Annotated in this window: 6 protein-coding genes and 1 tRNA gene; 4 read left to right on the top strand and 3 right to left on the bottom strand. The window is 72.2% G+C overall.

Features of this window, described 5'->3' with window-relative positions; genetic code table 11:
• Positions 1–163 precede the first annotated feature (163 nt).
• Complete coding sequence (locus AB8A24_RS29160) at positions 164–1,555, top strand: FAD-binding oxidoreductase (RefSeq protein ID WP_328962744.1); 1,392 nt, start codon at positions 164–166, stop codon at positions 1,553–1,555.
• Here AB8A24_RS29160 and AB8A24_RS29155 read toward each other — a convergent pair whose 3' ends face one another.
• The 3 genes from AB8A24_RS29155 to AB8A24_RS29145 form a co-directional block, all read right to left on the bottom strand.
• Positions 1,556–1,972, bottom strand: coding sequence for a hypothetical protein (locus AB8A24_RS29155; RefSeq protein WP_369478026.1), 417 nt, complete (start codon positions 1,970–1,972; stop codon positions 1,556–1,558).
• A complete protein-coding gene (locus AB8A24_RS29150) occupies positions 1,969–3,678 on the bottom strand; it encodes a right-handed parallel beta-helix repeat-containing protein (RefSeq protein ID WP_369478025.1) in 1,710 nt (569 codons plus the stop codon). Before AB8A24_RS29150 ends, AB8A24_RS29155 begins: the two co-directional genes overlap by 4 nt.
• 85 nt (positions 3,679–3,763) lie before the next feature.
• Positions 3,764–3,837 (bottom strand) — tRNA-Thr (locus tag AB8A24_RS29145).
• A 184-nt stretch (positions 3,838–4,021) separates the two neighbouring features.
• Here AB8A24_RS29145 and AB8A24_RS29140 point away from each other — a divergent pair.
• The 3 genes from AB8A24_RS29140 (at position 4,022) to AB8A24_RS29130 (ending at position 6,534) form a co-directional block, all read left to right on the top strand.
• The gene (locus tag AB8A24_RS29140) at positions 4,022–5,110 is read left to right on the top strand and encodes a sn-glycerol-3-phosphate ABC transporter ATP-binding protein UgpC (RefSeq protein ID WP_328962741.1); all 1,089 of its coding nucleotides are present in this window, start codon (positions 4,022–4,024) and stop codon (positions 5,108–5,110) included.
• Positions 5,111–5,324: 214 nt separating this feature from the next.
• The gene (locus AB8A24_RS29135) at positions 5,325–5,738 is read left to right on the top strand and encodes a hypothetical protein (protein ID WP_030728397.1); all 414 of its coding nucleotides are present in this window, start codon (positions 5,325–5,327) and stop codon (positions 5,736–5,738) included.
• Positions 5,739–5,766: 28 nt separating this feature from the next.
• Positions 5,767–6,534, top strand: a complete 768-nt coding sequence (locus AB8A24_RS29130) for an NDP-sugar synthase (protein ID WP_369478024.1) — start codon at positions 5,767–5,769, stop codon at positions 6,532–6,534.
• The last annotated feature ends 35 nt before the right edge of the window (positions 6,535–6,569 follow it).

Raw genomic sequence — 6,569 nt, 5'->3', positions numbered from 1 at the left:
TCCAGCCCCGCCGGCGTTTGAGGCGCCGCCCCGGGCGCAGCCCGAGCCGTACCGCACACCGCCGAGCACCCCGCAGGACACCGCACGCCGTCCAACCGACACCCCCGAACCACGACACACCGTCCCTGGACACCCCTGCGAAACGGGGTGTACCAACTCCCCCATGACGATCAACGGCGGTATTTCCTTCTGGTACGCGACCGCGCCCAGCCGCACCCCGGCCACCCCACCCCGCGCACCCCTCACCACCGACACCACCGCCGACGTCGTCATCGTCGGGGGGGGGTACACCGGCCTGTGGACCGCCTATTACCTCAAGCTCGCCGCCCCCGACCTCCGGATCACCGTCCTGGAACAGAAGTTCTGCGGCTACGGCGCCTCCGGCCGCAACGGCGGCTGGCTCTACAACGGCATCGCCGGCCGCGACCGCTACGCCGCCCTCCACGGTCGCCCGGCCGCCCGCCGCCTCCAGCAGGCCATGAACGCGACCGTCACCGAGGTCATCGACGTCGCCGTGAAGGAGGGCATCGACGCCGACATCCACCGCGGCGGCGTCCTCGAAGTCGCCCGCACCCCCGCCCAACTCGCCCGCCTGAAGGCCTTCCACGCCCACGAGGTCGCCTTCGACGAGGGCGCGACCGACCGCGAATTCCTCGACGCCCCCGCCACCCGTGCCCGCCTCGACATCGCCGACGCCGTCGGCTCCAGCTGGAGCCCCCACGGCGCCCGCATCCACCCGTTGAAGCTGGTCACGGGCCTGGCCGCCGCCGTCGAAGCGCTCGGGGTGGTCATCCACGAGTCCACGCCCGTCACCGAGATCGCCCCGCGCCGGGCCGTCACCCCGTACGGCACGGTCCGCGCCCCCTACGTGCTGCGCTGCACCGAGGGCTTCACCGCCGCCCTCAAGGGCCAGAAGCGGTCCTGGCTCCCGATGAACTCCTCGATGATCGTGACGGCCCCGCTGCCCGCCGAGACCTGGTCCCGGCTGGGCTGGTCGGACAGCACGCTGCTGGGCGACATGGCCCACGCGTACATGTACGCGCAGCGCACCGCCGACGACCGCATCGCGATCGGCGGCCGCGGGGTCCCGTACCGCTTCGGCTCGCGCACCGACAACGACGGCCGTACCCAGCCCGCCACCGTTTCGGCCCTGACCGACCTCCTGACCTCCTTCTTCCCGCAGCTCGCGGGTACGGAGATCACCCACGCCTGGTCAGGTGTGCTCGGCGTGCCCCGCGACTGGTGCGCCACGGTCACCCTGGACCGCGCCTCGGGCCTGGGCTGGGCGGGCGGCTACGTGGGCTCGGGCGTCGCCACCGCCAACCTCGCGGCCCGCACCCTGCGCGACCTGGTCCTCGGCGAATCCACCGAGCTGACCACCCTGCCGTGGGTGAACCACCGCGTCCGCCGCTGGGAGCCGGAGCCCTTGCGCTGGCTCGGCGTCCAGGCCCTCTACGCCGCCTACCGCGAGGCGGACCGCCACGAGAGCGCCACCCACCGCCCGACGACCACCCCCTTGGCCCGCCTGGCCGACCGCATCTCGGGCCGCCACTGATCAGGCGGCCGAGGTCAGGCTCTCGATCGCCGTCCGGGCCCATTCCTGTGCCCCCACCGCCGTCCCGGCCGCCACCCCGGTCGCGACCGGTGCCAGGGCTCCCTTGAGTGCGGCCAAGGCCCGGCGCAGCCTTCCCGGGTGGGGCTCGCCGGTCCCGTCGACCTCCGCCAGGACGTCCTGGGCGGCGGCCTCGGCGTCCTCGCGGTCCCAGTCGGGCAGGCCCGCCTCGGGGAGCTGCCGCAGCAGGTCGGCGACGAGGGAGGCGAGGGAGGCGAGGGCCTCGGCGCCGGGCGGGGGCGCGGTGTTGTTCTGCTGGTTCTGGGTGACCGTCTCGTTGCCCCAGGCGAACTGGGCTCCGGAGACGGCGCCGTGGAAGACCGGACCGGACCCGTCGGCGTTCGGCCGTTGATCGCTCATGTGCGGTTACCGTCCTCGTTCGTCGTCCGGTGCTGGACGGCGTGGATGTTGCGCCACGCCAGTTGGAGATCGTGGACCGGTCCGTTGAAGACCGGTCCCTCGTAATGGTGGTGGACCACCGTGGGGCCGGGTTCGGTCCGCACGGTCTTCTCGAGCACGGGCAGCGACGTGCTCAGTCCGGCCAGGTCGACGAGCCCGTTGTGCAGGGCGCCCAGCTGCCCGGTCCCCGTCACGGAGCAGCCTTCGAGCCGGCCTCCGGAGTCGTCGACGAAGCTCGCGCCGCTCACCGCGCAGTCGACGAGGGTGGCGCCCTCGATCTCCAGCCGGGCCGTGTCCCGCGCGAAGACGCCCAGTCCGTCGCTTCCGGTGACGGTGAGGTTCCGCGCGAGGACGCGCGCGCCGCCGAAGGCGGACGCCCCGCCGGTGGTGACCGCCGCGGCCCCGCAGTCCTCCAGGAGCAGCTGTGCCTCCTCCCCGGCGCCGAAGGCCAGCGCCGCCCGCTCCACGGTCACCCGGCGCAGCGTCACCCAGGTCTGTCCGAGGGCGGTGACCGCGGCCATGGCGACGTCGCGCATGACGCTGTCGGTGAGTTCGGCCTGAGTGCCGCCGTTGCCCCGGGTCTCCAGCCCGGACGGGCAGCGTTCCACCGTGATGTGCTCGAAGACGGCGGTGGCCTCGTCGTGGACCCGCAGGGCGGCGCTGGTCAGGTCGCGGATGTCGATCCGGGTGAACCGGCCGCGGCCGCCGTCGGTGACGGCGATCGCGACCTTGCCGTCGGCGACACGGCAGTCGTGGACCTCCGGGGCACCGCCCTTGGTCACGAGGACCGCGACGTTGCCCGCCCGGGTGATCTCGCAGTTCTCGAACCGGCCGCGGCCGCCGTTGTTGATGTCGAGGCCGGTGTCGCGGCAGCCGGTGAGTACGCAGTCGCGCACCACCGGGTCGGCGCCGCTCGCCACCGCGATCCCGTACCGCGCGTCGAGGACGCGGGTGCGCTCCACGCTGCCCCGGGACTGCTCGACGTAGGCGATGGCCTCCGCCTGCACGGACTCGACGAGGCAGTCGGTCACGGTCAGTTCCGCCCGCGCGTCCGCGAAGACCGCGGCCATCCCGGTGCGGGTCAGTACGCACCGCTCGATCCGGGCCGATCCGCCGCTGACGCGTAACCCGTGGAGGCGGCTGCCCTCGATCCGGCTGCCGGTGAGCGAGAGCCGGCCGCCGTCGATCACGGCGAGCGCGTTGTCCGCGGCGTCGGTGAACCGGCACCGTTCGACGAGCCCCTCGGCGCCGGCGAGCAGGACCCGGCCGTGCAGGACGGTACTGTCCCGCAGCGTCAGCGAGGTGCCCGGTCGGGCGTGCACGGCGACCCCGTCGTGGGCCCGGATCTCGGTGTGTTCCAGCGTCAGCGCCCCGGCGTGGCAGCTCACCACGTCGGCGCCCCGGCCGAGCAGGACGAGCCCCTGGACGACCACCGGCGCCCAGGAGTCCAGGACGGTGCCGCGGGGCCGCGTGACCACGACCGAGCCGGGGCCCCCGACCGCGACCAGTCGGGTCTCGCCGCGGACGGTGAGCGTCTCCTCGTAGTGGCCGGGCTCGATCTCGATCAGCGCCGGCCGTCCGCGCCGGGCCGCCTCGGCGAGGGCGGAGGTGATGTCCCGGTGGGCTCGCCTGCCCCCGTTCGGTGCGACGACGTACCGCGCGACCATCTCCGCCTCCCCTGCCGGACAGCCCCCGAACGGTCAGAGGCCCTCCCGCCCGTTCGGACGACAGGGCCTCTGTGTACTTCCTCGGAGCCCCCTGTCGGATTCGAACCGACGACCTACGCTTTACAAGAGCGTTGCTCTGGCCAGCTGAGCTAAGGAGGCGCAACCGTCATCACTCTACACAGCGGCCCACATCGCGTAATGCGAAATTCGACACCTTCCCGATGCTGACAGCGGCCGTCCGGACGGGTAGCGTCGAGCGGAAGTCCACCTGGTGGACTAGACCCATTCTTCCTTCCACTCGGATCGTCCGGCACGTTCCTGCCGGTAGAAGGGATTCATCACCATGGCTTCTGTCACTTTCGACAAGGCGACCCGTCTGTACCCCGGCGGCGACAAGCCGGCCGTCGACCAGCTCGAGCTGGAGATCCAGGACGGCGAGTTCCTCGTCCTCGTCGGCCCGTCCGGCTGCGGCAAGTCCACCTCGCTGCGCATGCTCGCCGGCCTGGAGGACGTCAACGGCGGCGCCATCCGCATCGGTGACCGCGACGTCACGCACCTGCCGCCCAAGGACCGGGACATCGCGATGGTGTTCCAGAACTACGCGCTCTACCCGCACATGACCGTCGCCGACAACATGGGCTTCGCGCTCAAGATCGCCGGTGAGGACAAGGCCACCATTCGCAAGAAGGTGGAGGACGCGGCGAAGATGCTCGACCTGACCCCGTACCTCGACCGGAAGCCCAAGGCGCTCTCCGGCGGTCAGCGCCAGCGCGTCGCCATGGGCCGCGCCATCGTGCGCAAGCCGCAGGTGTTCCTGATGGACGAGCCGCTGTCGAACCTCGACGCCAAGCTCCGCGTCTCCACCCGCACGCAGATCGCGGCGCTCCAGCGCGACCTCGGCATCACCACGGTCTACGTCACCCACGACCAGGTCGAGGCGATGACGATGGGCGACCGCGTGGCCGTCCTGAAGGACGGGCTGCTCCAGCAGGTCGACACCCCGCGCAACATGTACGACCGTCCCGCGAACCTCTTCGTCGCCGGCTTCATCGGTTCGCCGGCCATGAACCTGGTCGAGGTCCCGATCACCGACGGCGGCGTGAAGTTCGGCGACAGCGTCGTCCCGGTGTCCCGCGAGGCGCTGTCCGCGGCGGCCGACGCGGGCGACCGCACCGTCACGGTCGGCGTCCGCCCGGAGCACTTCGACGTCGCCGAGAGCGGCGGTCTGACCATGGTCGTGAACGTCGTCGAGGAACTCGGCGCCGACGGCTACGTCTACGGCTCCACCACCACCGCCGAGGGCTCGCAGGACCTCGTGGTGCGCGTGGGCGGCCGTCAGGTCCCGGAGAAGGGCTCCAACCTCCACGTGGTGCCGCGCGCGGACGAGATCCACGTCTTCTCGACCTCCTCCGGCGAGCGACTGTCCAAGTAGCAGCTCCCGCAGGTTTCGCGGTCGTTGGAGGGGCGTCCCGTCAAGGGGCGCCCCTTCGGCGTCCGTTGCCCGCCCGCGACCGGTGCCGGAACCCCGGCAGACCGGGCCATTCGGCCCCAACCGTCAACCCTTGATTCGAAAAACCACGTCGAACCATCCCCCGACAGAGTGACTAAATGTCGCCAAATCCTCACCGAGCGCTACTCTCGCCCTCGTGACCCACACTGCCCGCCGAATCGGCCGTTCCCTCGCCCTGGTCCTGCCCGTCGTCCTGGTCCTGTCCGGGACCCTCGCGGTCACCATGGTCCCCTGGGCGGACACTTCGTCCTCCCAGGTCCTGACCGCCGCCGCCGAGGACGTCTCCGTCCCCGCGAAGCCGCGTGCCGCGCACGAGGTGCTGCGCGACCAGCTCGTCGGCGAGCTGCAGCAGGGCGAGCGGCCGGACGACGTCCTGACCCACCTCCAGCAGGAGGTGAACAAGCGGCCCTCGCTCGCCGAGCACTGCGTGGGGATCGCGCGGGCGCTGGGGCGTGCCGCCGTGGACGCCTACGGCCCGACGAAGGCCCAGTCGTACTCCCGGCCCGTCTGCGACACCTCGTACGCCTCCGGCGTCGCCTCCATGGGCTGACGCTCGTCACGTCCCTACGCTGGCCGTCATGACCGACGACCACCGATCCGCTCCACCCGCACCCCCCGCAGCCGTGTTCCCCGCCGCCCCCACCCAGGCCGTCGTCCTGGCGGGCGGCCAGGGTTCGCGGCTGCGGCCGTACACGGACGACCGTCCGAAGCCGATGGTCGAGATCCCGGGGACGGGCGTGCCGATCATCGGGCACCAGCTGGCCTGGCTGGCCTCCGAGGGGGTCACGGACGCCGTGGTCTCCTGCGGGCACCTGGCCGAGGTGCTCCAGGAGTGGCTGGCCGGGGCCCGGTTGCCGCTCCGCGTGACCACGGTGGTCGAGGAGGAACCGCTGGGCCGCGGCGGCGGTCTCAAGTACGCCGCCCGGCACCTCCCGCACCCCGACGGGGCCTGGTACGCGACCAACGGTGACGTGTGGACCCGCTTCTCGCTCCGCGAGATGGCCGCCTTCCACGCGGAGCGGGACGCGGTGGCCACGCTCGCGCTGGCGCGGCCGCGCATCCCGTGGGGGGTCGTGGAGACCAACGAGTTCGGGCACGTGCTGGACTTCATCGAGGCCCCACCGTCGCCCTACCTCGTCAACGCCGGCGTGTACGTCTTCAGCCCCGAATTCGCCTCGCTGCTCCCGGACTTGGGCGACCACGAGCGCACGACGTTCCCGCGTCTGGCCCGCGAGCGACGCCTCGCGGGCTTCCCGCTGCCGCAGGGCGCCTACTGGCGGGCGATCGACACCGCGAAGGACCTCACCGAGGCCGCACGGGAGTTGGCGGCTCAGAAGGGCCCCTGAGGCCCGTCACGGCCGATCGGTGCCCGTACGTACGC

It is taken from the genome of Streptomyces sp. BF23-19 (genome assembly GCF_041106355.1).
GTDB lineage: Bacteria > Actinomycetota > Actinomycetes > Streptomycetales > Streptomycetaceae > Streptomyces > Streptomyces virginiae_A.
The sequence above is the reverse complement of the archived record's forward strand: the minus strand, read 5'-3'. Positions and strand labels throughout refer to the sequence as shown.